The sequence below is a fragment of the Microcystis sp. M53603_WE2 genome (genome assembly GCF_030065435.1).
In genome coordinates this window covers 1-3,074 of record NZ_JASJFF010000278.1, presented here as the reverse complement: position 1 = coordinate 3,074, position 3,074 = coordinate 1, and the positions used below count along the sequence as shown (strand labels likewise).

General features: G+C 50.0%; 3 protein-coding genes. All 3 read left to right on the top strand.

Going from position 1 to position 3,074, the window contains the following annotated elements:
- The first annotated feature begins 149 nt into the window (after positions 1–149).
- Positions 150–1,220 carry a formylglycine-generating enzyme family protein gene (locus PX481_RS06040; protein WP_004159350.1) on the top strand — a complete coding sequence of 357 codons (1,071 nt, stop codon included), beginning with the start codon at positions 150–152 and terminating at the stop codon, positions 1,218–1,220.
- 132 nt (positions 1,221–1,352) lie between these two features.
- A complete protein-coding gene (locus PX481_RS06035; protein ID WP_004159347.1) occupies positions 1,353–2,624 on the top strand; it encodes a glycosyltransferase in 1,272 nt (423 codons plus the stop codon).
- Positions 2,625–2,952: 328 nt separating this feature from the next.
- Positions 2,953–3,074: helix-turn-helix domain-containing protein (locus tag PX481_RS06030; protein WP_288093985.1), on the top strand; the 122-nt coding region annotated here is incomplete at its 3' end.

Below are 3,074 nucleotides of genomic sequence, written 5' to 3'. Positions count from 1 at the left end.
CTGGGAAATTTGCGATTATATAACAGTAGGTAATACCGAAAACTCCGATCCCGCCAGTCGTGACGGCGATGAAAGAGCCTATTGTTTAGTAAAAAGTCGTTTCTATCAAGATTAGAAATGCCTAAATATCAGACCAGTCTCCTAAAAATATGAACTATCCCCCTAATCCCCTCTTAAACCGACGTAGTTTGCTGAAATTAGCGGCCCTAGCCGGAGGAAGTGCCGGACTAGCTACCCTTCTCTCCTCTCGGCTCAGTTATTCTGCCGACCAAAACCAAGCTAGTGCCGAGAATATAGAGGCAATAGAGGAATTTTTGCGGCAAATTCGCCCAGTAAATTCGCAAAATCTCCAGTGGACAGAATATAGCTTTGAAACAGTTACCGTTGATCGTCGAGGGCAAATTATCGATCGCCGTCAGGGTAGCGCTCGCTCCTGGCGCGAACCCCTAGGCAACGGCAGCGAACTAGAAATGGTAGCCATTCCGGGGGGCAGTTTTCGACGCGGCTCGAAAAATGAAGAAAGAGGCGATCATACTAGCAGTGAAAAACCAGAAAATTCCCTGACGACGGCGGCCTTTTTTCTGAGCAAATACCCGATCACCCAAGCACAATGGCGAGCGATCGCCCAACTGCCGAAAATTAATCTCGAACTCAACCCGGCGCCCTCCTTTTTCCAAGGCGATAACTTACCCGTAGAGAGAGTCTCCTGGTACGAGGCGATCGAATTTTGTCAAAGACTCTCCCGATCCACCGGCAAAGATTACCGACTAGCGAGTGAATCACGCTGGGAATACGCCTGTCGCGCCGGTACAACCACCCCCTTTTACTGCGGGGAAACCCTCACCAGCGAGCGCGCCAATTACTTTGCCGTCTATGATCCCTACGCGGAAGAACCAGCCGGCGCCTATCTGGCTAGGACTACCCCGGTGGGCAGTTTCGCCCCCAATAATTTCGGTCTCTACGATATGCACGGCAACGTGGGCGAATGGTGCGCCGATAGCTGGCACCGGAATTACGAGGGAACCCCGCCCCTGGATGGTAGTGCTTGGTTAGACAGGGATACTCGCTTGCAGCCCCGTTATCGTTCCGCCCGTTTAGTGCGAGGGGGCAGTTGGGGCGATGAAGCTAGGCACCTACGCAGTGCCAATCGCACCTTTTGCCTTCCCGATCAACACCACAGTGTCTTGGGTTTACGAGTCATGGCCGATAGTACCGGTTAATCAATGCTTGTGTCCGCCCAAGAGACGACAAAGGTATGGTTCAATAGGTTAGGTTGCCAAAAGCATTCAGAATCTTCTGCCGTTGTCAGTGCGTCTATAGCTAAATCAACCGCGAGTGAGGTCAAATTTTTCATGAAGGTACAGCAGTCTCTCTTAACTCCCCCCACAGGAGATCTACAGGTACCTTTATCTCCTCCTCCCCCGGACGACGGCAACCTAGAAGCAGAAAAAAATTATCCTCTCAGCCTGTCTCTAGTCATTCCCACCTACAATGAACGGCAAAATATCGTTCAATTAGTCAACATTCTCAGTCAAATACTTGACGAAGCCCTTCCCAACGATTACGAACTGATCGTTGTCGATGATAATAGTCCTGATCGCACTTGGGAAGTCGCTGCGTCTTTAATCCCTGAATATCCCCAGCTGCGAGTGCTGCGCCGGGAGGGAGAAAAAGGCCTATCCTCGGCAGTGGTACGGGGGTGGCAAGTGGCACGGGGCGACATCCTTGGGGTCATCGATGCCGATTTACAGCATCCCCCGGAAGTGTTATTAAAATTATTCGAGCAAACCAGAGCCGGAGCCGATCTCGCCCTGGCTAGTCGCCATGTGGAAGGGGGTGGAGTCAGCCAATGGAGTCTGACTCGACGCTTCCTCTCCCGGGGGGCGCAGCTGTTGGGATTAGTCATTCTGCCTAACGTGGTGGGACGGGTATCGGATCCGATGAGTGGCTATTTCATGGTTAATCGACAAGCGATCGCTGGCCCGATCTTAAACCCGATGGGCTATAAAATCCTCCTCGAAGTTATCGGCCGCGGCAATATCGACCGGATCGCCGAAGTGGGTTACGTTTTCCAAGAGCGTCAAGACGGCGAAAGCAAAGTCACCTGGCAACAATACATCGAATATATCCTGCACCTGCTGAAATTGCGTTCCCGCGGTCGTTTCGGTGGCCTGAAAAGGCGTTGGCAATTCCCCCTCGCTCGCTTTCTTCGCTTTAGTTTAGTCGGGTTTAGTGGCCTATTCGTCGATATGGCCATCTTATATCTCCTCAGCGATCCCACTACCCTCGCTTGGGGAGTAACTCGCAGTAAGATTATCGCCGCCGAGGTGGCCATTATTAATAATTTTCTCTGGAATGATCGCTGGACTTTTGGCGATTTGTCCACTGGCCAAAATCAGTGGCAGCAGCGTCTGAAACGTTTTCTTAAATTTAATCTTATTTGTTTGGCCGGTTTGATCCTCAACGTGCTGCTCTTGAACTTTTTCTTCAATGTCTTACATATTAATCGTTATATTGCTAACTTAATTGCGATCGCTATGGTTACTGTTTGGAACTTCTGGATGAATTTAAAACTCAGTTGGCGTGTGACGGAGGTTAAACCCGAAAAGTCCGGCAAACCATAGGAAAGCCTGGGAAAACTTGCCCTCTCATCCCGCAAACCCTTTTTAACTCTCGTTCAACCTCTGGCAGCCTTAATTTTCGGGACTTAAAAGCGGCCCAAGGTCAACAGGAAACCGATTCCCGGGGATTAAGTCTCAAGGAGGGGATGGAATGGCTTGATCAAAATGCCGATGACTTTCCTTGGGGAAAGGCCGCCGACCCCGATTATTATGCTTTCCCCCATTGTCCGACAATTCATCGGAAATTTTGGGTCTGAAACCCCGTCGTTCTACGACGGCTTTACTGTTAAATATGAGCATCGTTTACGAAATATATGCTAAAATGTGAGACATGGAAAAAGCCTATTCGTTTCGATTTTACCCCACACCAACACAAGAGTCGCTATTGCGGCGCACATTGGGCTGTGTAAGATTGGTTTACAATAAAGCTCTCCATCTCAGAACACAAGCTTG